The organism is Thioalkalivibrio sp. ALMg11 (genome assembly GCF_000377905.1).
Taxonomy (GTDB): Bacteria; Pseudomonadota; Gammaproteobacteria; order Ectothiorhodospirales; family Ectothiorhodospiraceae; genus Thioalkalivibrio.
In genome coordinates this window covers 21,471-43,106 of sequence record NZ_KB898882.1, presented here as the reverse complement: position 1 = coordinate 43,106, position 21,636 = coordinate 21,471, and the positions used below count along the sequence as shown (strand labels likewise).

16 protein-coding genes and 1 pseudogene are annotated in these 21,636 nt (G+C 69.1%); 8 read left to right on the top strand and 9 right to left on the bottom strand.

The features are described from left to right. Nucleotides 1-273 (top strand): annotated as a pseudogene (locus tag D578_RS15055) (IS630 family transposase); the annotation flags it as partial. Between the two features lie 66 nt (nucleotides 274-339). Here the strand turns inward: D578_RS15055 and D578_RS0114305 are convergent. Further along, a complete protein-coding gene (locus tag D578_RS0114305) occupies nucleotides 340-1,290 on the bottom strand; it encodes a matrixin family metalloprotease (protein WP_018950613.1) in 951 nt (316 codons plus the stop codon). Between the two features lie 124 nt (nucleotides 1,291-1,414). Between D578_RS0114305 and D578_RS0114300 the strand changes: the two genes are divergently transcribed. Next, the gene (locus D578_RS0114300) at nucleotides 1,415-1,840 is read left to right on the top strand and encodes a DUF3617 family protein (RefSeq protein WP_018950612.1); all 426 of its coding nucleotides are present in this window, start codon (nucleotides 1,415-1,417) and stop codon (nucleotides 1,838-1,840) included. 148 nt (nucleotides 1,841-1,988) lie between these two features. On the opposite strand, the gene D578_RS0114295 is transcribed toward D578_RS0114300, so the two are convergent. Continuing rightward, nucleotides 1,989-2,588: a DUF938 domain-containing protein gene (locus tag D578_RS0114295; RefSeq protein ID WP_018950611.1), complete on the bottom strand. Its 600-nt coding sequence runs from the start codon at nucleotides 2,586-2,588 to the stop codon at nucleotides 1,989-1,991. A 97-nt stretch (nucleotides 2,589-2,685) separates the two neighbouring features. Between D578_RS0114295 and D578_RS0114290 the strand changes: the two genes are divergently transcribed. Next, a complete protein-coding gene (locus D578_RS0114290; RefSeq protein WP_018950610.1) occupies nucleotides 2,686-3,534 on the top strand; it encodes a bifunctional nuclease domain-containing protein in 849 nt (282 codons plus the stop codon). Between the two features lie 27 nt (nucleotides 3,535-3,561). Here the strand turns inward: D578_RS0114290 and pgi are convergent, their stop codons facing one another. After that, nucleotides 3,562-5,205: a glucose-6-phosphate isomerase gene (pgi, locus tag D578_RS0114285; RefSeq protein ID WP_018950609.1), complete on the bottom strand. Its 1,644-nt coding sequence runs from the start codon at nucleotides 5,203-5,205 to the stop codon at nucleotides 3,562-3,564. A 153-nt stretch (nucleotides 5,206-5,358) separates the two neighbouring features. Here pgi and glgA point away from each other — a divergent pair, with 153 nt between their 5' ends. From glgA to D578_RS0114260, 5 genes are all read left to right on the top strand, one after another. Beyond that, a complete protein-coding gene (gene glgA, locus D578_RS0114280) occupies nucleotides 5,359-6,846 on the top strand; it encodes a glycogen synthase GlgA (RefSeq protein ID WP_026289371.1) in 1,488 nt (495 codons plus the stop codon). 82 nt (nucleotides 6,847-6,928) lie between these two features. Beyond that, nucleotides 6,929-9,769 (top strand): phosphoenolpyruvate carboxylase, encoded by a 2,841-nt coding sequence (gene ppc / locus D578_RS0114275; protein WP_018950607.1) that lies wholly within the window; start codon nucleotides 6,929-6,931, stop codon nucleotides 9,767-9,769. A 65-nt stretch (nucleotides 9,770-9,834) separates the two neighbouring features. Continuing rightward, the gene (locus tag D578_RS0114270; protein ID WP_018950606.1) at nucleotides 9,835-10,107 is read left to right on the top strand and encodes a PP0621 family protein; all 273 of its coding nucleotides are present in this window, start codon (nucleotides 9,835-9,837) and stop codon (nucleotides 10,105-10,107) included. 9 nt (nucleotides 10,108-10,116) lie between these two features. Next, nucleotides 10,117-11,733, top strand: coding sequence for a PAS domain-containing sensor histidine kinase (locus tag D578_RS0114265; RefSeq protein WP_018950605.1), 1,617 nt, complete (start codon nucleotides 10,117-10,119; stop codon nucleotides 11,731-11,733). Nucleotides 11,734-11,801: 68 nt separating this feature from the next. Further along, entirely contained in the window at nucleotides 11,802-13,196 is a 1,395-nt protein-coding gene (locus D578_RS0114260; RefSeq protein WP_018950604.1) for a sigma-54 dependent transcriptional regulator, read from the top strand. Between the two features lie 323 nt (nucleotides 13,197-13,519). Here D578_RS0114260 and D578_RS0114255 read toward each other — a convergent pair whose 3' ends face one another. The 6 genes from D578_RS0114255 to D578_RS16095 all read right to left on the bottom strand — a co-directional run bounded on the left by D578_RS0114255 (nucleotide 13,520) and on the right by D578_RS16095 (nucleotide 21,541). Continuing rightward, complete coding sequence (locus D578_RS0114255; protein WP_018950603.1) at nucleotides 13,520-13,741, bottom strand: hypothetical protein; 222 nt, start codon at nucleotides 13,739-13,741, stop codon at nucleotides 13,520-13,522. Nucleotides 13,742-13,960: 219 nt separating this feature from the next. Further along, entirely contained in the window at nucleotides 13,961-16,465 is a 2,505-nt protein-coding gene (gene hrpB / locus D578_RS0114250; RefSeq protein WP_018950602.1) for an ATP-dependent helicase HrpB, read from the bottom strand. 7 nt (nucleotides 16,466-16,472) lie between these two features. Continuing rightward, nucleotides 16,473-17,666 carry an efflux RND transporter periplasmic adaptor subunit gene (locus D578_RS0114245; protein WP_018950601.1) on the bottom strand — a complete coding sequence of 398 codons (1,194 nt, stop codon included), beginning with the start codon at nucleotides 17,664-17,666 and terminating at the stop codon, nucleotides 16,473-16,475. 573 nt (nucleotides 17,667-18,239) lie between these two features. Further along, entirely contained in the window at nucleotides 18,240-20,600 is a 2,361-nt protein-coding gene (locus tag D578_RS0114240; RefSeq protein WP_018950600.1) for an ABC transporter permease, read from the bottom strand. Nucleotides 20,601-20,618: 18 nt separating this feature from the next. Continuing rightward, the gene (locus D578_RS0114235) at nucleotides 20,619-21,368 is read right to left on the bottom strand and encodes an ABC transporter ATP-binding protein (RefSeq protein ID WP_018950599.1); all 750 of its coding nucleotides are present in this window, start codon (nucleotides 21,366-21,368) and stop codon (nucleotides 20,619-20,621) included. Beyond that, entirely contained in the window at nucleotides 21,365-21,541 is a 177-nt protein-coding gene (locus D578_RS16095) for a hypothetical protein (protein ID WP_018950598.1), read from the bottom strand. The genes D578_RS0114235 and D578_RS16095 overlap by 4 nt, the downstream gene beginning before the upstream one ends. Nucleotides 21,542-21,636: the final 95 nt, after the last annotated feature.

Genomic DNA, 21,636 nt, shown 5'->3' with positions numbered 1-21,636 from the left:
TTCGCTGCGCGGCCGCGTTACCATGTGCACTTCACGCCCACCTCGGCGTCCTGGATCAACCTGGTCGAACGCTTCTTCGCGCTCATCTCGGAACGCTGGATCAAACGCGGTTCGCATCGCAGCACGCGGGAACTCGAGGATTCCATCCGCGAATACCTGGAGACGTACAACGATGAACCCCGACCGTTCATCTGGCGCAAAACAGCCGACCAGATCATCGCGTCCATCGCCCGTGTAAGCGATCGCCTCAATAATAATGCGAACTTTTGTTAATGGACACTAGGGAAACACAGAAGATGTAGCCCGCAAGCACGGGGCAGGGCACCCCCGCCCCCGTGCTTACGGCGCCAGATCCACCTCGCAGGCCTCCGCCAGTGCGCGGCGATCCGTTTCGCTCAACTCACTACGCCCAGCATTCTCCTCCCCCAGAACCGCATGCATCACCGCCGCCGGATCGGCCACATGATCGATCCCGAGGGCGTGCCCCAGCTCATGCGCCAGTGTCAGGCGCAGCTCGTCGACATCGCTGGCCTTGAACACGGTGATGGACCGTCGCGCGCCCTGCTGTTCGTACACCGCCATATCAAAGGCACCGGTCGCACTCACCTCGCGATTGAGCTCCGCCACCTGGTCGTTGAAGGCATCGATCTCGGTCTCCAGTGCGCGGATCTCGCGATTGAGCTCGTCGCGGCGCCGCTCCAGGGTGCGACGGCGCTGGTCCAGATCGTCCCGCGCCGAGTCCAGCGCTCGGCGCTGCTGCTCCAGCCGCTCGCGGTTCCGCGCGCTGTGTTCCATGCGCCCGGCGTTCCAGGCCGCCACCGCCTGCTCGTATTCACGCTGGCGCGCCTGGTAGTCCTCCAGGCGCCGCTGATAGCCGGCGGAATCCGCCGCCAGCGCCGCGTGGCGATGATCCAGGCGTTCCTCGTGCTCGGCGATCCGGGCCTTGAGCCGATCCAGTTCCTCGCGGGCCCGGTCTCGCGTTTCGGCACCGGCCTGGCGCTGATCAAAGACCAGCCGAACCGGCATGCCCTCGCCGTCACGCTGGCGAAAGAGCTCGTCCGGCGTCTGCCCATCCCACATCGTCACGGCCGCATCCAGGGCCGCCTGCACCGCGTCCCGCTCCAGCCGAAAGCGCGCATCCACCGCCTCCAGATGCAAGGTGATCGGCACCTCGCAGCGCGGCGCGGCCGAGTGCCCCACGGATCCGCCCGGCATCTGCCCTTCCGACCACAACACGCCACCCAGCGCGAGCGCCCCGACGCCGCCGACCAGCCACCACGGTATTCCCATTGCGCTCCCTCCGATTGGACTCTCAAGGTGCCAGTCTGCGGCCGCAGAAACCAGCGTTTGCCCCGTCATGGCGGGCCAGGCACCATTGGCGAAGACGCACTTACGCCCCTTTCAGGAGATTGCCATGCTGCGCACCCTTCTTCTCGCCCTGCCGCTCGTTGCCCTGCCGCTTGCCGTCCAGGCCGAGACCCCGAACATCCAGCCCGGTCTCTGGGAAAACCAGACCACCATGATCATGGAAGGCATGGGCAACATGCCGAACCAGACCGAGACCAGCACCGAGTGCGTCACCCAGGAAGACCTCGACCGCGGCGAGAACATCATCGAGGCACCGGAAGGCTGCAGCCTGGACCACGTCGACATGAGCACCGACCGCATGGACTACACCATGAGCTGCACCGATCCACAGGGCGGACGCATGCAGATGGAAGGCAGCATGCGCTTCATGGGCGATCGCACCGAGGGCGAAATGACCAGCGAGATGGATACCCCGATGGGCCCGATGAACGTGCGCATGGAAATGCGCGGCAAACGCATCGGCGACTGCTAGTCGTTCGTTATCCACCACGAAGCGCACAGAGGCCACGGAGAAGGCAAAAGGATTCGGAGCGAGATGGCGGTCCTGATCGCGGTTCGCGATTTGTTTCAGATTAACCAACCCTCCTTCGTGCGCTTCGTGGTAGTCACGCCCTATAGATCTACGTCCTGCGCCAGAGGAGGATCTGGTTGTTGGCCGGGAGGTCGATGACGGCCTCGGGCTGCAGGCCGTGGGTGGCGGCGAGCGCATCCAGATCGGCGCGATCGCGCACGCCCATGCCGGGGTCCTGCGCGCGCAGGGCGCGATCGAAGCGGGCGTTGGAATCCGCGGTATGCACGCCGTCATGGGCAAACGGGCCGTACAGCGCGAACAGCCCACCCGGCGCCAGTACCCGGGCCACGCCGGCAAACAGTGCCTCCACCGCCGGCCAGTGCATGATGTGCACGGTATTCGCGCTGTAGACGTACTCGAACGGTCCCTCCGGCCAGGCATCCCGCAGCACGTCCAGTTGCAACGGGGGCCGCAGATTGGGCAGGGCGGCGTCGCGGCGCCAGGCCTCCACGCCCGGCAGGTTCTCCACGACGTCACTGGGGTGCCAATCGAGGTGCGGCAACGCCGCAGCAAAATGCGCCGCGTGCTGCCCGGTGCCGGCACCGATCTCCAGCACCCGTCCATACGCAAGGAACTGCTCGCGCAGCTGGGCCAGGATGGGCGTGCGGTTCTGTTCCGCGGCCGGGGCATAGGGCTTGTCGGAGGTCATCGCAGCGATCCGTTCACGGGGGACAAGGCGGTATTCTGGACGCCCCGCAACCGCACTGCCATGATCGGGACACACCCTATTTTTCCAGGCTGCCCTGATGACACCCCGCTCCCGGTTGTTCCTGCCCGCCCTGCTCGTCCTGTTGCTGGCCCTCGGCGGCGAGGCCCTGGCTCGCGACATGGCGACCGACCCGGAACGCCTGCTGCCGGTCGAACTGGCCACCGTCGGGGTGGATGCCAACTCCGGCACCCCCATCGCCCTGTTGCGACACCCGGCATCCGGCGAGGTCGTCCCCATCGTGATCGGGACCGACCAGGCCCGCGCGATCCTGCTGGCAATGCACGACATAACACTGTCGCGCCCGCAGACCCACGACCTGATGATCGACCTGCTGGAGCAGATGGATGCGCGCCTGGAACGGGTGATCATTGACGGCCTGGAGAACGGTACCTATCTCGGCTGGCTGGAGGTGCGGATCGCCGGCGAGGCCGAACCCCGGCTGATCGACACCCGCCCCAGCGACGGGCTCGCCCTGGCCGTGCGCAGCGGGGCCGCCATCCATGTCGCCCCGGAGATCCTCGAGGCCGCGGTGCCCTTCGACTACACCCCGCCGGGCAACGACGAGGTCGTTACCGCCTTGGGCATCACCGTCGTGGAGGCCCGCGACGACCTGCGCGAAGCCCTGCAACTGCCGGACGAATCCGGCGTGCTGGTCAGCCGTGCGGCGGGCCACGCCGCCGCCGCGGGCCTGACCCACGGCGCCCTGATCCTCGAAGTGAACGGGCGCACGCCCGCCACCCCGATGGACTTCCTCGAGGCGATCTCCGCGACACCGGAGGGCGAGGAGGCCGAGATCCGCTACTGGCTGGATGGCGAGACCCGCCGCATCACGCTGCCCACCGACGTCCCCGACATCGAGGAGTCCGACGACGCCCTGACCGTCTGAGCCGGGCCGGGCCGGATCGGACGCGGGTCAGTCCCGCGGCGGGAGCCGCGGGCGCAGCCAGTCGAGCGTGGCGACGGTGGCCGGATCGTGCTCGGCGGCGGTCGCGCCGGGCGCCAGATCCTCGAGCACCTGACCGGCCAGCTGCTTGCCCAGCTCCACCCCCCACTGATCGAAGGCGTTGATCCCCCACAGCGTGGCCAGCACGTAGATCTTGTGCTCGAACAGCGCGATCAGGGCGCCCAGCGTAGCCGGATCCAGGCGTTCCAGCAGGATCAGCGTGCTCGGCCGATTGCCGGGGAAGGTCCGGTGCGGCGCCAGCGCGTCGATCGCCTCCGGCGCCTGCCCGGCGGCCGCCATCTCGGCGCGCACCGCGGCCTCGTCCTTGCCCATCGCCAGGGCCTCGGCCTGCGCCACCAGGTTGGCCAGCAGCAACGGGTGCTGCGCCGGCAGGTCGTGCTCGGGGCGGGCCACGCCGATGAACTCGGCCGGGATGAAGCGCGTGCCCTGGTGCAGCAACTGGAAGAAGGCGTGCTGGCCATCGGTGCCCACCGCACCCCAGACCACCGCGCCGGTTGCGTCCGTCACGACCTGCCCGTCCAGCCCCACGCGCTTGCCCAGGCTCTCCATCTCCGCCTGCTGCAGGTACGGCGGCAGCAGCGACAGGCGTTCGTCGTAGGGCAGCACGGCGCGCGACTGCGCCCCCAGCAGGTTCTGGTTCCACAAGTCCACCAGCGCCATACGTACCGCGGCATTGGTGGCGACCGGTGTCTGGCGGACGTGCTCGTCCATAGCGTGCGCCCCGCCAAGAAAGGCCCGGAAGCCGTCCATGCCGAGGAGCAGCGCCACCGGAAGCCCGATGGTGGACCACACCGAATAGCGCCCGCCGACCCAGTCCCAGAAGCCGAACATGTTGTCCGGGTCGATGCCGAACTCCGTGACCCGATCGCGCGCGGTGGAAACCGCCACGAAGTGGCGCGCAACGGCCGTGTCGTCCGGGGCATGCCGCAGCAGCCAGGCGCGGGCCGCACGCGCGTTGGTCAGGGTCTCCTGGGTGCCGAAGGTCTTCGACGCAACAATGAATAGCGTGGTCTCCGGATCGGCCTCGCGCAGCACGGCGGAGAGCGCCGCGCCGTCCACGTTGGAGACGAACTGCACGGTCAGCGGCACGCCGTCAGCCGTCGCCTGTGCATGCGGCGCCAGCGCCCGGCAGACCATGCGCGGCCCCAGGTCGGAGCCGCCAATGCCGATATTCACCACCCGACGGATCGGGCGTCCGCTGTAGCCGCGGTGGGTCCCGTCGTGGATCTGCCGCACGAACGCCTCGACGCGCTCGAGCTGCGCATGCACCTGCGGCACGACATCCGTGCCATCCACTTCGCAATGCGCATCGCGCGGCAGGCGCAGGGCCGTGTGCAGGGCCGCGCGCCCCTCGGTGGTATTGACCCGCTCGCCGGCAAACAGCGCGCGCACCGCCTCCGACACCTCGCAGGCCGCGGCACGCTCGAACAGGGCATCCCAGGCCGGACCGTCCAGGCGCTGGCGCGTCCAGTCCAGACGCAACCCGGCGACCTCCTGCACATCCCGCTGTATCCGATCCGGATCGCGCGCGAACAGCTCGCGCAGCGTCTCGTCCTCCAGCCGGCGGGCCTCGACCCGCAAGGCACTCTCCATCACCGCACCCACTCCTGCCGTCATCCTGTTTCCTCGGTTGTCCTTATCCCAGAGTGCCGTCCCGGCCCCTGCGTTACAATTATGGTCGAGACGTTCGACGTCTCGTTGGAAATCCATCCGGCGTCGCCGGTTCCGCACTTGGGGTTTTTTTGCATGCGTATCCTGTTCGCCAGCAGCGAGGCCTACGGTCTGGTCAAGACCGGGGGGCTCGCCGATGTCAGCGCCAGCCTGCCCGCCGCCCTGCGCCGGCGGCGCCAGGATGCCCGCCTGGTGCTGCCCGGCTATCCCGAGGCCTGCCGCAACCTGGTGGACGCCACCCCGCGCCCGGGCCCGGACGGCGCCCCCTGGCAGATCCTCGAGGGCCGCCTGCCGGGGACCCGGCTCCCGGTCTACCTGATCGACTGGCCGGAATACTTCCAGCGCGCCGGCAACCCCTACAGCGCCAGCAATGGCCTGGACTGGCCGGACAACGCCCAGCGCTTTGCCGGTTTCGCCCGCGCCATCGTGGCGCTGGCGCGCGACGAGGCCGGGCTGGACTGGATGCCGGAGCTGGTCCACCTGAACGACTGGCAGACCGGTCTCGTGCCGCTATTGCTGGACCCGGAGCGCACCGGCATCGAACGCCCGCGGACGGTGTTCACCATCCATAACCTGGCCTATCAGGGCCTGTTCCCGGCGAGCACCGTGCAGGATCTGAACCTGCCGGCGGATCTGTGGCACCCGGAGGCCCTCGAGTTTCACGACCAGCTTTCGTTCATGAAGTCGGCCCTGGTGTTCGCCGACGCGATCACCACCGTCTCGCCGACCTACGCCCGCGAGATCCAGGAACCGGTCCACGGCATGGGGCTGGACGGCGTATTGCGCGCCCGCAGCGCCGACCTGCACGGCATCCTCAACGGGGTCGACTACAGCGACTGGGATCCGGCGCGCGACCGCCACATCGCCGCGCGCTACAGCGCCGATGATCTCGCGGGCAAGGCGACCAACAAGGCCGCCCTGCAGACCCGCATGGGCCTGGAGGTCAACCCGGACATCCCGCTGCTGGGCCATGTCGGCCGCATGGTCGACCAAAAGGGTGTGGACCTGCTGCATGCCGCCTGCACGCCGCTGCTGGAGGCCGGGCGCATCCAGTTGGCCCTGGTCGGCTCCGGCCAGAAGGACCTGGAACACGCCACCGGCGCCCTGGCGCGCGCCTACCCCGGCCAGGTCGGCGTGCACATCGGCTACGACGAGCCGCTGGCCCATCAAATCGAGGCCGGGTCCGACCTGTTCCTGATGCCGTCGCGCTTCGAGCCCTGCGGGCTCAACCAACTCTACAGCCTGCGCTACGGCACCCCGCCGGTGGTCCACGCCACCGGCGGTCTGGCCGACACCGTCGTGGATGCCACGCCGGAGAACCTGGAGGGCGGCACCGCCACCGGTTTCAGCTTCACCCCGGACAGCGTCGCCGCCCTCGGTGCCGCCCTGGAGCGGGCCCTGGCGCTGTACGCTGCCCGCGGCAACGGCCTCTGGGAACAGCTGATGCACAACGGCATGGCGCGCGACTTCGGCTGGACCACCAGCGCCGATGCCTATCTCGCCCTGTACCGCGAACAGCTCCCGCGCCGCAGCCGGCGTGCGAAGGCAGCATCTGCGCTATAATCGCGTCCTTTTCGCGACCTCCCGAACCCCAACCGGCAAGCCCAGGCAGCGGCGATCGTCGTCCTGCGCGCACAGGCTCGATATGACTCGAAGCGATCAACACGACCGATTCCTCCCCAAGGACAAGGAACTGCGCGCCCGCGTGCGCCTGTTCGGGGAACTCCTGGGCAACGTGATTCACGACCTGGAAGGCCAGGCCGTGTTCGACGCAGTGGAGAAGCTGCGCCGCGGCTTCGTCAGCCTGCGCAAGGACGAGGATACGGACCTGCGCCGCCAGCTGATGGCCGACATCACGCACTTCGACGCCTCGCTGACCGAGCGCGTGATCCGCGCCTTCAGCATCTACTTCAGCCTGGTCAACATCGCCGAGGAAGACCTGTTCTACCGCTGGCGCCGCGCCCAGGTCTCCAGCGGCGAGCCTCTGTGGACCGGCTCCTTCGACCAGACCCTGCGCGAGCTGCATAGCGAAGGCGTCACCGCCGAGGAACTGGAGCGGCTGCTCAACGAGCTGCACTACCAGCCGGTGTTCACCGCCCACCCCACCGAGGCCCGCCGCCGGACCACGATGGAGAACCAGCGACGCGTGTTCGAAACCGCCGACCGGCTGAACCAGCCGGGGCTGGGCGAAGAGGAACGCCGCCTGATCACCGAGGAACTGGAGACCCAGATCCAGATCCTCTGGCGCACCAACGAGGTGCGGGTGAAAAAGCCGCAGGTCCAGGACGAGATCAAGTACGGCCTGTTCTATTTCGAGGAGAGCCTGTTCGAGGCCATCCCGCAGTCCTACCGCTTCCTCGAGAAGGCCATCCGCCGCATCTACGGCGTCAATCCGGACGGCAGCCTGCCGGTACGCATCCCGGCCTTCCTGCACTTTGGCTCCTGGATCGGCGGTGACCGCGACGGCAACCCGAACGTGACCCCCGAGGTCACCGAGCTGTCCTGCCGCCTGGCGATGGAACAGGTCCTGCGCGAGTACCTCAAGCGGGTGAACCACCTGCGCAACGTGCTGACCCATTCGTCCTTCATGTGCCAGCCGTCGCAGGCGTTCCTCGACAGCCTGGAGTCCGACTCCAACATCGCCAACGCAGTGTTCCAGGGCGCCTCCGACCGCTTCGAGAGCGAGCCCTATCGGCGCAAGCTCTACATCATGCGCTACCGCCTGCGCGAGACCCTGGACACCGTGGTGCGCCGGGTCCACGGCGAGGCCGCCGTGCTGCCGACCAACAGCGCCTATGCCGATGCCCACGCCTTCCTGAACGACCTCAAGCTGATCCGCGATTCGCTGGTTGGCCATGGCGATCGCAACATTGCCAGCGGCGCGCTGACCGACCTGATCCGCCTGGTCGAGACCTTCGGCTTTCACCTGCACCACCTCGACGTACGCCAGGAATCCACCGTCCACTCCGAGGCGATCGCGGAACTGCTCGGCCAGCTGGCACCGGATACCGACTACGCCGCGCTGGACGAGACCGGCCGCCAGCAGACGCTGAGCGAACTGATCGCCGTCGAGAGTCTGCCCAAGCTGGACCGCAAGTCCCTGGGCGAGAGCACCCGCGAGACGCTGCGTGTGTTCGAGGTGATCCAGAGCATGCGCCGCGAGGTCGGCCCGGACGGCATCGGCACCTACGTGATCTCCATGACCCACGCCGCCTCGCATGTGCTGGAGGTCCTGCTGCTGGGCCGCCTGGCCGGTCTCGCGGGCAACGATGACGAAGGCAATCCGTTCTGCAACCTGCGCATCTCGCCGCTGTTCGAGACCATCGAGGACCTGCTGCATGTCGAGGACGTCCTCGAGGGCCTGCTGTCCAACCCGGTGTATGCGCGACTGCTGGCCGCCTCCGGCAACATCCAGGACGTGATGCTCGGCTACTCCGACTCCTGCAAGGACGGCGGCATCCTCGCCTCCAGCTGGAACCTCTACGAGGCGCAGAAGAAGATCGTCGGCATTACCGACCGCTTCGGCGTGCGCTGCCAGCTGTTCCACGGCCGCGGCGGCACCGTCGGGCGCGGCGGCGGCCCGACCCACGAGTCCATCCTCGCCCAGCCCCCGGCCACCGTGCAGGGCCGGATCAAGTTCACCGAGCAGGGCGAGGTGCTGTCCTATAAGTACTCCAACGTGGAGACTGCGGTGTACGAACTGGGCATGGGTGCGACCGGCGTAATGCTGGCCTCGCGCAGCCTGATCCGCCCGCCGCGCAAGGACCGGGACGAATACCGCACCACCATGCACGAGCTGGCACAGACCGGCGAGGATACCTACCGCGAGCTGATCGACCGCACGGAACGCGTGCTCGATTACTTCTACGAGATCACCCCGGTACAGGAGATCGGCTTCCTGAATATCGGCTCACGCCCGTCGCACCGGCGCAAGACCGACCGTTCCAAGAGCTCGATCCGCGCGATCCCCTGGGTCTTCGGCTGGGCCCAGGCGCGCCACACCCTGCCCGCCTGGTACGGCATCGGCACCGCGCTGAAACAGTGGCGCGGCGACGACCCCGAACGCCTGGCCCAATTGCAACGCATGTACCAGGAGTGGCCGTTCTTCCGCTCGCTGCTGTCCAACTGCCAGATGGCCCTGACCAAGGCCGACATGCGCACCGCGGCGGAGTACGCCCGTCTGTGCAGCGACCCGGAACTGGCCGAACGCATCTACGTCCTGGTGCGCGAGGAACACAGCCGCACCGTGACCGAGGTGCTGCGCGTTGCACAGCTGGATGCCCTGATGGACGAGACGCCCCTGCTGGCGCGCTCGCTGCAACGGCGCAACCCGTACCTGGACCCGCTCAACAGCATCCAGATTCACCTGCTGCGCGAATCCCGCCAGTTCGACGCCGAGGCCGACGACGACGCCGAAAACCCGTGGCTGTCGCCCCTGCTGCGCTCGATCAACGCGATCGCCGCGGGCATGCGCAACACCGGCTGACACCACCTGAATCGCGGGCCGCCCGAACCGGTGGTCCGCGATCGTCATCCTGCTAGAATCACGCCATGCGCCTGCTGCTACTGATCGTTGCCATCGTTGCCGTGTTCCTCGCGGTGCGCACCCTCGTGCGCTCCACCAGCAACCGCAAGCAGGTCCCCCGGGATGAACGCCCCGAACGCCTGAAGGAAGGCGGCGCGGTGATCCGCTGCGCCTTCTGCGGCGTGCACGTGCCGGAGGCCGAGGCCTACCGTGACGGCGACCGCCTCTACTGCTCGCCGCAGCACGCCGAGGTCGACCGCAACCGCTCGGACGCCGACTCCCGCACCGAAGACGACTGACCCTCGCCCATGGATAGCCAGTCCGGGGGGAACACGCCGATCGACGCCGACACCCGGCGTTCCGCCTGGCTGTTCGCGCTCTACCGGGTCTTTGTCGCGGCGGTCCTGCTGCTGCTCGGGCTGTTCCCGGATACCCCGTTGGGACTGCATCTCGTCACCCCCCAGTTCTACGCGGTCATCGCCACCGGCTATCTCGCGTTTGCGCTAGTCGCCGCCGCCTTCGCCTGGCGCTGCACCCAAAACCCGGACACCACCAGCCTCACCCGCATCGCGTTGATCGGCGGCGCCGGCGACGGCATCGGCCTGATCGCGCTGCTGATCGTCTCCGGAGGGGTCGGCACCGGCATTGGCCTGCTGCTGGTCCCGGCCCTGGTGGCCGCCGTGCTGCTCTCCAGCGCACGTTTCGCCCTGACCCTGGCCGCGATCGCCACCCTGGCCCTGTTGCTGGCCGAAGGCGTGAGCGCGCTGTTCCTGCACCCCGCCGATACCGCCATCACCCAGGCGGGCCTGCTGGGCGCCACCCTGTTTGCGGCCGGCCTGCTGGCCCGCCAATTCGCCCGCAGGGCCGGCGAGACCCGCGCCCAGGTGGAACGCCAGGAGGCGGACCTGGCCAACCTGGCCGAACTGAACGCGCAGATCATCGCGCGCATGAGCGCCGGGGTAATCGCGGTCGACCCGGAGGGGTACATCCGCTCCATCAACGAGGCCGCGCGCCGCCTGCTCCCCCCACGGCCGGGACGCCACCTGTCGTCCCTGTCGCCCTCGGTGGCACGCGTGATCCGCGACTGGCGGCGCAACGGCATGCCCACGACCACCCAGCAGCTGCCGGGTGACCGCGACCAGCCGGCCCTGCGCATCCGCCTGGCCCCGCTGGGCGACCGTGGCGACCAGGGCAGCCTGCTGATCCTGGAGGACGCCGCCGAACTCCAGCGCCAGGCCCAGGCCGGCAAGCTGCAGGCCCTGGGCCGCCTGACCGCCAGCATCGCCCACGAGATCCGCAACCCGCTGGGAGCCATCAGCCACAGCGCGCAGCTGCTCGGCGAATCGCCGGATCTCAAGCCCCACGACCAGCGCCTGCTCGACATCATCCACAACCAGAGCAAGCGGGTTAACGAACTGATCTCCAACGTCCTCAGCCTGTCACGCAGGGACGGCGGCGGGCGTGAGCGGCTGAACCTTCAGGAGACCCTGGATCGCTTTGCCGAGGAGTTTTGCGGCGCGCTGCAGTTGCCGCGGGAGACCCTGCACGCCCGCATCGAACCGGCCGATTCCGAGATCCAGTTCGATCCCTCCCAGCTCAACCAGATCCTGTGGAACCTGTGCAGCAACGCGCGCATCCATGGTGGCCACGATCAGCCCGACAGCCCGCCCATCGTGCTGCGCGGTGGCGCCGGCCAGGTGGCGCGGGTCGTCAGTCTGGACGTGATCGACGCCGGGCCGGGCATCTCTGCCGAACAGGAGAAGGACCTGTTCGAACCGTTCGTCTCCGGGCGTGCCGGAGGCACCGGCCTTGGCCTGTACATCTCGCGCATGCTGTGCGAAAACAACGGGGCGTCGCTGGAGTACGTCCACACACCCATCGGCGGCTGCTTCCGGATCCTGTTCGCCCCCCTCGGGGAACACTGATTCATGTCCACACTCGCGCTGGTACCCCAGGTTCCCCAGAAAGACGATTCGCCAAAGGAAACAGGCGCATGAGTATCCGTCACGTGCTGGTCGTGGACGACGAGCCCGACATCTGCGAACTGCTCGAGATCACCCTGGCGCGCATGGGCCTGGAGGCCACCACGGCCGACCGCCTGGAGCCGGCCCGCGCCCTGATCGCCGAGCACAACTTTGACCTGTGCCTGACCGACATGCGCCTGCCGGACGGCGACGGACTCGACCTCGTCCGCCACATCCAGAGCGAACGTCCGGAGCTCCCCGTGGCCGTCATCACCGCCCACGGCAGCGTAGACACCGCCGTCCTCGCCCTGAAGCTCGGGGCCTTCGACTTCGTCAGCAAGCCGGTGGACCTGAAACAGCTGCGCGAGCTGATCGATACCGCCCTGCGCCTGGAGCCGGGCGCCCCGACTGCGGAAGAGCCCGGTGACGACACGGCCCCGGCCACCCCCGATGACAGTCCCCTGCTGGGCCAGTCCGAGCCCATGCAGCGCCTGCGCGCCACCATCCACAAGCTGGCGCGCAGCCAGGCGCCGGTGTTCATCTCCGGCGAATCCGGGTCCGGCAAGGAGCTGGTCGCGCGCGAGATCCATCGCCTCGGCCCGCGTGCCGAGCGCCCGTTCGTGCCGGTCAACTGCGGCGCCATCCCCGGCGAACTGATGGAGAGCGAGTTCTTCGGCCACCGCAAGGGCGCCTTCACCGGGGCCACCCAGGACCACACCGGCCTGTTCCAGTCCGCCGACGGCGGCACGCTGTTCCTCGACGAGGTCGCCGATCTCCCGCTGCCGATGCAGGTGAAGCTGCTGCGCGCCATCCAGGAACGCGCCATCAAACCGGTCGGCGGCACCCGCGAGATCCCGGTCGACGTACGCATCCTCAGCGCCACCCACCACGATCTGGAAAAGGCCGTGCGCGAGGGCCGCTTTCGCCAGGACCTCTACTACCGCCTGAACGTGATCGAGCTGAAAGTGCCGCCGCTGCGCGAGCGCCGCGGCGACATCGAACGCCTGGCCACGCGCATCCTGCGGCGCATCGGCGAGCAGTGGCAGACCGGCGACCTGGAGCTGGCACCCGACGCCCTCGCGGCCCTGCAGGGGCACGGCTTCCCCGGCAACGTCCGCGAACTGGAGAACATCCTGGAGCGCGCCGCGACGTTGTGCGAAGGGCCGCTGATCCGCGCCGGCAACATCGACCTGCCGGCGAACGGTCTGGGCACCGAACCCACCCCGGGCACGGAGTACGGCGAACCCGAGAACGGCGTCGACGGCGCGGAGAGCGCCCTGGACGATCAGCTCGCCGCGCAGGAGCGCCAGGCCATCGCCACCGCCCTGCAGCAGACCGGCGGCAACCGCACGGCCGCCGCGCGCCTGCTCGGCCTCAGCTTTCGCCAGTTGCGCTATCGCCTGAAGAAACTCGGGATCGACTAGGGAGACGCTGATTGAATCGCACGTTCGCGTTGGTGCCCCCCCTTTCAATGAGAAGGCTCCGAGACAAGGCGCGTCGTGCAGCGGGTAGTGGTTCTACCCGCAAGCGACGCAACGCAGGATCGGGGAACAGGGGGCGCCAACCCGACAAGTGATTGAAAGAGCGGGCTCGGCCGCCCGTTGTTGACGAAAACGGGCGCACGCACAGCGTTGCGGCTCCCTTGTGCAGAATGACTGCACGGCAGTCACCGCGCCTTGTTCGCACGCAAAAGCGACTCGAGCGCGAACGCGCGATTCAATCAGCGCCTCCCTAGCCGGACTCCGGCCTACAACAGCTCGAACCACTCGTTCAGGGCAAACCAGATCACGTAGCCGCCGTACAGCAGCAGGAAGATGACACTGAGTACCGTGATCGGGCGAAACCCCTTCACGTCCACCTGATAGGACACATCCTCCCCCCGCGCGCGGCGGCGGCGCACATCCATCCAGCGCGACACCCGCCACCAGACGAACAGCAGGATCAGGATCACGGTCAGGAACTTCAGCATCGGGGTTCGCTTCCTCGCACGGGCCTCGAAATAGACTTGAGCGCGACACTACCGGAGAACGCCGCGCGCCGCACCGTCTGACAGACACCGGTTATCGGCCAAACCAATCGTGTCTCCCTTGAGGCAGTGGCCCTTGTGGGAGCCTGCTTGCAGGCGAAGCTCCCGCCAAAGCCGACCGGCGGCATGCGCCCCATCCCCCATACCTCGGCCCAGCCCGATTCAACGCCGCTTCGCATGCCGCGTCGCCGGCGCGCTCCACGGGTCCTCCGGCCAGGGATGCTTGGGATAGCGCCCCTTCAGCTCGCGCCGCACCTCCGGGTAGCCGTTCTCCCAGAAGCTTTCCAGATCCTGCGTCACCTGCACCGGGCGCCGCGCCGGCGAGAGCAGATGCAGCACCAGGGCCACCCGCCCGCCGGCCACCCGCGGGGTCACCGCCAGGCCAAACAGCTCCTGCAGCTTCACCGCCAGAACAGGGGGATTCTGGGTGTAGTCGACCCGGTGGGCGGACCCGGAGGGCACCTCGATCCGTGTCGGCGCCTCGCGTTCCAGCTGTTGCTGATGCCCCCAGTCCAGCCGCGCCCGCAGGATCGCCGCCAGGTCCAGACGCGCCAGATCCCGGCGGCGGGTGATGCCGGCCAGGTACGGCCCCAGCCAATCCTCGAGGCCCACCAGCAGCGCCGCATCGCGCAGGTCCGGAAAGCCCGCCTCCGGCATCGCCTCATGCAATAGTTGGATCCGTGTCCGCAGCTGAGTCGCCGCATCATCCCACGGCAGCAACTCCAGCCCCTCGCGGCGCAGCCGCTCGCACCAGCGCGGGATGGTGGCCGCGGGGTCGTCCAGCGCGACCATCTGCCGATCGACCACCAGCGTGCCGATGCGGCGGATGCGCGCGTTCTCCAGTCGCGCGCCGTCCTCCACCCAGTCGCAACGCGTCTCGCGGTGGAACAGCTCCGACGCCTCGCGTTCCAGGGCGGCCAGATCCAGCGCCACCGCGCAGCGAATGCGCGCCTCGCGCTCGGCGTCGGTGCAGTCCACCGCGACCAGGTAGTCGGCATGCGCCAGGCGTTCGCGCTCCGGCAGCAGCGCGCCCCGCCCATTGCCCATTACAAAACGCCCGGCCTGTCCGCCGCGTTGCCGCGCAATGCGTTCGGGCCAGGCCAGCGCGGCCAGCACCCCCAGTGCCGTCGCCTCGTCCGGTGCGGAATCCGTTTGACCAGCGCGGGCTTCCAGCCGCGTCAACGCCTGCTCCAGCCGCCGCAGTCCGGCCTTCCAGGCGCGTCCGCCAGTACGCCGCGCCTGCGCCAGGCGCTCCCCCAGTTCCAGTGGCGCGACCGGCCCGGCCATCCCCGGCTCCTCGACCACCACCGCCAGCTCGCAGGCCAGGCGCGAGAGCCCCCGCTCGCGGGCCCGCAGCAGCATGTGCGCCAGGCGTGGATGTGTGGGCAGGCGCAGCAGGGCGCGGCCGTGATCGGTGATCCGGCCCGCCGCGTCCACCGCCCCCAGCTCCGCGAGGATCGCCTGCGCGGCCGCCATGCCGTGCGCCGGCGGCGGCTCCAGCCAGTCGAGTTCGGCCACGGCCTCGCCCCAGCCCGCCAGTTCCAGGGCCAACGGCAGCAGATCCACCTGTTGCAGCCCCGGCGTCGCGTAGTCCGGGCGCTGCACCTCGTCGGCCCGGGACCACAGCCGGATGGCCACACCGGGCTCGGTCCGCCCGCCGCGGCCAGCGCGCTGCTCGGCCGCGGCCTTCGAGGCCGGCACCGTGACCAGCCGCGAAAGCCCGGTCGCGGCATCGAAGCGCGGCTCGCGGGACAGCCCCGCGTCGATCACCACGCGCACGCCCTCGATGGTCAGGCTGGTCTCGGCGATGTCCGTGGCCAGCACCACCTTGCGCTCGCCCGCCGGGGCCGGGCGCACCGCACGGTTCTGTTCCTCCGCCGACAACCGCCCGAACAACGGGGCTACCCGCGCGGGCCCAACCGGTGTGTCCATCTTCTCGCCCAGGCGCGCGGCCACCTCGCGGATCTCGCGCTCGCCGGGCAGAAAGACCAGCAGCGAACCCGGCTCCGCCTCCAGCACCTCGCGCACCGCCTGCGCCACGGCATCCGCCAGCGGCGCATCCTTCCCGGGTGGCGCGTAGCGCACGTCCACCGGGAATTGCCGCCCGCGGGCCCGCAGCACCGGCACGGGGTCCGCGTCTGGCCCCGCCAGCAGGCGCGCCACGGCTTCGTCATCGAGGGTGGCGGACATCACCAGGATGCGCAGCTCCGGGCGCAACAGCCGGCGCACCTGCAGCGCGAAGGCCAGCGCCAGTTCGGCCTCGGGGCGGCGCAGATGGAATTCGTCGAACACCACCGCGCCGACGTCCTCCAGCAGCGGGTCGGCCTGGATGCGACGCAGGAACAGGCCATCGGTGACCAGCTCCACACGGGTGTTCTCCGAGACCTTCTGCTCGTCGCGCACGCGATAGCCGACCGTCTGCCCAACCGGCTCGCCGCGCTGCGCGGCCATGAACGTGGCCGCCATACGCGCGGCCAAGCGGCGCGGCTGGAGCACGATTACCCGACCCTCGGGCACGGAATCGGCCAGGTGCAAAGGCACACGCGTGGTCTTGCCGGCCCCCGGCTCGGCCACCAGCACGGCCGCACCGCACCCGGACAGCGCGGCATCCAGCGGACTCAGCAGGTCATCTAGTGCCTCGGGCGAGGCATTCGGGGTTTCGGCCATGGACAGGTCAGTTTTCGACGACGCGGGTACCGGCCTGCACGCGGTCGCCCGGGCGGGTGACGACGCGTTCGCCCGCCTCCAGGCCCGCCAGGATCTGGGTGGTGAATCCGGAGCGGCGGCCGAGCTCGACCCGGCGCGGCTCGGCACGCCCGTCCGCGACCACGAAGACCGACCACTCGCCACGGTCGCGGAACAGGGCACTGGTCGGCACCTGCAGCACGTCGTCGCCCTCCCACAGCAGGAACTCGGCTTCCACGCGGTAGCCCACCGCCAGTCCAGCCATGCGCGCCTCCACCGCGTCCAGGTCGAGGATCACCGGCACGCGTTGCTCATCCACGCCCAGTGCAGAGATCTTGGTAAAGCCAAACGGCTGCACTCGACGGACAGTGGCCTCCAGTTCCGTATCGCGGCCCCAGTCGGTCAGACGTACGCGCATGCCCGGCACCACGCGCACCGCATCCATCGACAGCAGGTCCACCTGCACCTCCAGGTCGTCCAGATCGCCGACGACCAGTACCGGCTCGCCGGCGCCGATGGTACCCTCGCAGCAGCGGTAGCGCTCCAGCACCACGCCCTCGGCGGGCGAACGCACGGACAGGGTATCCGCCTCGGATTCCGGCATCTGGCCGCTGGCGATATCCAGCACCACGCGGGCACTCTCGATCTCGCTGCGCGCGACCTCCACCGCCGACTCGCCCGCGCGCACGGCCGAACGCGCCCGGTCGCGCATCGTCTCCATACGCTCCAGCTCGGTCGCCGAGACCGCCCCGCGGTCGAACAGCTCCTGGTGGCGGCGATATTCGGACTCGGCAAACCGCGCCTCGGCCCGCAGGTTCTCCAGGTTCGCCTCCGCGCTTTGCAGCCGCGAACGCGCAGCGGCCAGGTTCTCGCGTGCCTGCTCGCGCGAGCGCGCGTCCAGCGCCGGGGTCGGCAACGGCTCCAGGCGGAACAACGTGTCGCCCAGCGCCACCGCGTCGCCCTCCTCCAGCGCCACACGATGCAGGTAGCCCGCAATCGGAGCCGACACGGTATAGGTCTCGCGCAGCCGGGTACGACCCTCCTCGCGCACCGTCTCCTCGAACGCCCCGGCCTGCACCTCGGTCAGCGACACCGGCACCGGCTGCGGCCGCAACGCCCACACCAGCGCCGCCACCCCCGCCAGCACCACGAGCCCGATCGTGATCCGCTTTTTCATCAACATGCCATCAGTCTCGCAAATCCCGCCTCGACGCGCCCGGGGCCACCCCCGAGCAATACGCCCCCCCCACACGCAGGATGCGACGAGCGAAGCGAATCGCATCAAGACGGCGCCGGAAAGCCGCGCAAATGGCCGGTATCCACGGTTTCGCCACATTCCTGCATCGGTGGATTCCCGTGGCTTCCAGATGATGCGATTCGCTCCGCTCATCACATCCTACGTCGCTGCTCTGAGCCCGGGGTCATTGCGCCGCCCCAAACACCCCGACCCGCGAACACCCCTTCAGCCAGGAGGCCCCAATCTCGTAGGATCCGAGCCCTCTCGGCGATTGCAGCGTTGGCTACGCCCCATCGGCTCCTGCCCCGCGCCCGGGGTCATCCCCGAGCAATACAACCCACACACGTAGGATGCGACGAGCGAAGCGAATCGCATCAAGACGGCGCCGGAAAGCCGCGCAAATGGCCGGCATATACGGTTTCGCCGCCATCTTGCATCGGTGGGTCGCCGGGGTTTCCAAACGATGCGATTCGCTTCGCTCATCACATCCTACGTGGTGATTGGGTGGTGCGGTGGCCATTACTCCGCGGCCTTAAGGGCCTGCACGCGGTCGAGATGCTGCAGGCGGCGCCAGGCGAGGAACGCGGTCAGGCTGGCCGCGACCAGGATGCCCAGCGCGGCGAAACCGTAGGCCTGGGGCGTGATCACGAACGGCACGCGCAACAGGTCCATCGCGAAGGCCTGGTTCAGCAGCCAGGCGAAGCCGGTGCCGGTGAGCCAGGCGACCGGGATCGCCGCGATCGTCAGCACGGCGATCTCTCCCAGCAGGATCCAGCTGACCTGACCGCGCGAGTAGCCAAGCACCTCCAGCGTGGCCAGGTCGCGGGCGCGTTCGGCATAGGTGATGCGCGCGTTGTTGTAGGTCACGGCGAAGGCGATGGATACGGCCAGCGCGACGAACACCATGGCAAACACGATGATCGTCTCGCCGATGTATTCGCGGATGTTGCGTTCGGCCTCCGCGATCAGGCCCACGCTGGCCACGCGCGGGCGATCGGACAGCCGCGCGAACAGGGCGTCCTCCTGCGCGCGGTCGGTCAGCAGCCAGGCCCCGGTGACGGCCGGCCCCTCGCCGATCAGTCGGTTCAGCGCCAGGCGATGCATATAGGCGCCGACGCCGATGGGTTCCTCGACCACACCGGCCAGTGGCACCGAGACCGTGCGCCGGCGCCCCTCCAGGATCTCCAGCTCCACCGGGTCACCGACGCGCAGCCCCAGCTGCTCGGCCAGGTAGTCGGTCAGCAGGATGCCCTCCTGCGGCAACCGGCCGCGCCCGCCGGCCATCGGCAACTGACGCAGGCGCGGCTCCGCGTCCAGGCCCAGCAGGCGCACGCGCTCCTCGCGGTTCACCCCGACCAGGCGTACCGGCACCGCGCGGAAGGTCTCCACCGCCAGCACGCCCGGCTCATGGCGCAACTCCCCGGCCACCCGCGCCGGCACCGGGTCGGTGAACTGCAGGTCGATGTCCATCTGCAGCACCTGGCCGTACTGGGTGTCCAGCATCTGGTCCACCGCGTTCAACTGGTAAGCGCCCATCAGCAACAGTCCACCGGACAGGCCGATCCCGATCACCGACAGGACGGACTTGAGCCGGTGGCGCGCGAGGTTGCGCAGGATGATGCGGGTCGGCTGATCCAGCCCGCGCCACGCCGCCGTGCGTTCCAGCCAGCCGCGGCGAAAATGCTCCGGTGCCGGCGGGCGCATGGCCTCGGCCGGCGCCATCCGCACCGCCTGCCAGACCGCGCGGAAGGTGCCGAGCATCGCCGCGCCCATCGCCACGGCCACCGCCAGCACCATCACCCAGGGCTGCAGGCGGAAGCTCATCTCCGGGAAGCGGAAGTACTCCGCGTAGATCCCGGCCAGGCCCTGTGCGGCCCAGGCCCCGAACATGAGCCCCAGTGCACAGCCCACCAGCACAATGCCGCCGGTCAGCAGGCCGTAGTGCACGGCAATCGCACCATTGCCATAGCCGAAGGCCTTGAGCACCGCGATGGGCTCGCGCTGAGAGCGAACGATGCGTCCAACCACAACATTCAGCAGGAAGGCCGCGACCGCCAGGAAGATGGTCGGCAGGATCGCCGCCTGCGTGCGCAGCTGGGTCAGCTCCTCGGACAGAAAGCGGTGCGAGAACTGGTCCTCGCGCCCGTAGGCCCCCAGGCCGCCGTAGCGGGCCAGCGCTCGGTCCATGGCCTCGATCACGGGCTCCGGGTCGGCGCCCGCCTGCAGGCTCACGGCCACGGAGTTGAACGCCCCCTCCATCCCGTAGGCGGCGGCCAGCGCGCGGCGGTTCATCCACAGGATGCCGTAGCGCTGATAGTCCGGCAGCAGGTCGGTGGGGCTGATCTGGTAAACGAACTCCGGTGACAGGGCGATGCCACTGATCTGCAGGTCGGTCAGGCGCCCGTCGATGATCGCCCGCAGGGCATCGCCGGCCCCCAGCCCGTGCGCCTCGGCGAAGGCCTCGCTGACCACCACCTCGCGCTCGCGCCCGGGCTCCGGCAGGCGCCCCTCGCGCAGGTAGAGCCGGTTCAGCAGCGGCTCGCCACCATCCGGCAGGGAGAGCACGGTGCCGCGGATCGGGTCGTCGAAGCCGGCCACCTCCAGGCGCACCGGGGCCTGCACCCGGGTCTCGATCTGGTTGATGCCCGGCGCATCGCGGAAACGCTCCACCGCACTCTCCGGCGCGCGCGTGATCTCCGCGAATACGTCGGCGAACTGGTATTCGGAGTAGAAGCGCTCCTTGGTGAGCGTCAGGGCGTCGAGGCTGGTGACCGCGATCACCAGCGTCATCACCCCGCTGGCAATGACCAGCGCGATCGCCGCCGCCTGGCCCTTCAGGTGGCCAAGATCGCGCAGGATCTTGCGGTTCAGGGCGCGCATGGGGCGGGGCCGCCGTCGCTACCAGTGCAACGCGGACGGCGGCTGGCGAGTGGCGTTCTCGTGGATCTCGCTCACGCGGCCGTCGCTCAGGTGGATCACGCGATCGGCCATCTCGCCGATCACCGCGTTGTGGGTGATGATCGCGACCGTCGTGTCCAGGCGCTCGTTGATGTGCTGCAGCACCTCCAGCACGCGGATCCCGGTCTTCGAGTCCAGCGCGCCGGTCGGCTCGTCGCACAGCAGCACCGCCGGCTGCTTGGCGATCGCGCGGGCAATGGCCACGCGCTGCTGCTCGCCGCCGGAGAGCTGCGAGGGAAAGTGGTCCATGCGGTCCTCCAGCCCGACCAGCGCCAGGGCCTCCTCCGGCGACATCGGATCGCGCGAGATCTCGGTGACAATGGCCACGTTCTCGCGCGCGGTCAGGCTGGCAATCAGGTTGTAGAACTGGAACACGAAGCCAACGTGATCGCGGCGGAAGGCGGTCAGCGTGCGCTCGGAGGCCTGCGCCAGATCCTGGTCGCGGTAACGCACCTCGCCCTCGGACGCGGTATCCAGTCCGCCCATGATGTTCAGCAGGGTCGACTTGCCGGAACCCGAGGCCCCCAGCATCACCACCAGCTCGCCGGTGTAGAGCTCCAGATCCACCCCGCGCAGGGCGTGGATCGTCACCTCGCCCATGCGGTAGACCTTGGTCACCCCGGCCGCGCGGAAAATCACCTCGCGCCCGGCGCGCCCCGCATCAGGGGCCGGCGCCGCAGCTGTATTCATGCCGGTTGGGGCGCGGCCGATCCTGATCCATGGGCCAGGCGTTCAACCGCGGGCGCCGCGCCAGTATCGGGCGCGCCGGGCAGGATGCCCCCGTCACCGTCCAGGCTCATGGACCACAGACTCAGCAACAACAGCAGGATGATCAGGATCGGGATCAATACACGCGGATTCATCAGTCACGCCCTCGCTCGCGGGAATGACTCCATGCTGCCACAAAGCCCCCGGCACAACGTGACCCCCACCACCGTCATCGCGGGGCGCCCAGCGC

What these genes read in the sequence shown, in the direction of transcription:
- pgi (WP_018950609.1), bottom strand. Translation starts at nt 5,205, where the DNA reads ATGGAGAGTGCCTTGCGGGTCGAGGCCCGCCGGCTGGAGGACGAGACG.
- D578_RS0114295 (WP_018950611.1), bottom strand. Translation starts at nt 2,588, where the DNA reads ATGACCTCCGACAAGCCCTATGCCCCGGCCGCGGAACAGAACCGCACG.
- D578_RS0114265 (WP_018950605.1), top strand. Translation starts at nt 10,117, where the DNA reads ATGGATAGCCAGTCCGGGGGGAACACGCCGATCGACGCCGACACCCGG.
- D578_RS0114270 (WP_018950606.1), top strand. Translation starts at nt 9,835, where the DNA reads ATGCGCCTGCTGCTACTGATCGTTGCCATCGTTGCCGTGTTCCTCGCG.
- hrpB (WP_018950602.1), bottom strand. Translation starts at nt 16,465, where the DNA reads ATGGCCGAAACCCCGAATGCCTCGCCCGAGGCACTAGATGACCTGCTG.
- D578_RS0114290 (WP_018950610.1), top strand. Translation starts at nt 2,686, where the DNA reads ATGACACCCCGCTCCCGGTTGTTCCTGCCCGCCCTGCTCGTCCTGTTG.
- D578_RS0114245 (WP_018950601.1), bottom strand. Translation starts at nt 17,666, where the DNA reads ATGTTGATGAAAAAGCGGATCACGATCGGGCTCGTGGTGCTGGCGGGG.
- D578_RS0114235 (WP_018950599.1), bottom strand. Translation starts at nt 21,368, where the DNA reads ATGAATACAGCTGCGGCGCCGGCCCCTGATGCGGGGCGCGCCGGGCGC.
- ppc (WP_018950607.1), top strand. Translation starts at nt 6,929, where the DNA reads ATGACTCGAAGCGATCAACACGACCGATTCCTCCCCAAGGACAAGGAA.
- D578_RS16095 (WP_018950598.1), bottom strand. Translation starts at nt 21,541, where the DNA reads ATGAATCCGCGTGTATTGATCCCGATCCTGATCATCCTGCTGTTGTTG.
- D578_RS0114240 (WP_018950600.1), bottom strand. Translation starts at nt 20,600, where the DNA reads ATGCGCGCCCTGAACCGCAAGATCCTGCGCGATCTTGGCCACCTGAAG.
- D578_RS0114305 (WP_018950613.1), bottom strand. Translation starts at nt 1,290, where the DNA reads ATGGGAATACCGTGGTGGCTGGTCGGCGGCGTCGGGGCGCTCGCGCTG.
- D578_RS0114260 (WP_018950604.1), top strand. Translation starts at nt 11,802, where the DNA reads ATGAGTATCCGTCACGTGCTGGTCGTGGACGACGAGCCCGACATCTGC.
- D578_RS0114300 (WP_018950612.1), top strand. Translation starts at nt 1,415, where the DNA reads ATGCTGCGCACCCTTCTTCTCGCCCTGCCGCTCGTTGCCCTGCCGCTT.
- glgA (WP_026289371.1), top strand. Translation starts at nt 5,359, where the DNA reads ATGCGTATCCTGTTCGCCAGCAGCGAGGCCTACGGTCTGGTCAAGACC.
- D578_RS0114255 (WP_018950603.1), bottom strand. Translation starts at nt 13,741, where the DNA reads ATGCTGAAGTTCCTGACCGTGATCCTGATCCTGCTGTTCGTCTGGTGG.